The sequence below is a fragment of the Colwellia sp. MB02u-10 genome, from assembly GCF_014077185.1.
In the GTDB taxonomy this organism is placed as follows: domain Bacteria; phylum Pseudomonadota; class Gammaproteobacteria; order Enterobacterales; family Alteromonadaceae; genus Cognaticolwellia.
In genome coordinates this window covers 1-214 of the sequence record NZ_JACGVK010000005.1, presented here as the reverse complement: position 1 = coordinate 214, position 214 = coordinate 1, and the positions used below count along the sequence as shown (strand labels likewise).

General features: G+C 46.7%; 1 protein-coding gene. It reads left to right on the top strand.

Translation table 11 applies throughout. The annotated features are described in order from the left end of the window. The coding region (locus H4J59_RS00010) for an Ig-like domain-containing protein (RefSeq protein WP_182235752.1) at positions 1–214 on the top strand (214 nt) is incomplete at both ends.

Below are 214 nucleotides of genomic sequence, written 5' to 3'. Positions count from 1 at the left end.
CAACAGCGCAAGGCGGAACATTAGCGCTTGCAGCGGATGGCTCATACACTTATATACCCGCAGCAAACTTCAATGGTACCGATACAGTCGATTACACAGTAACGGATGGAACTGCAACTGATGTTGGACAATTAACCATCACGGTAGCTGCTGCAAATGATGCACCCGTCGCAGTCGATGATGTAATCAATGTCACTGAAGATACAGCATTTAC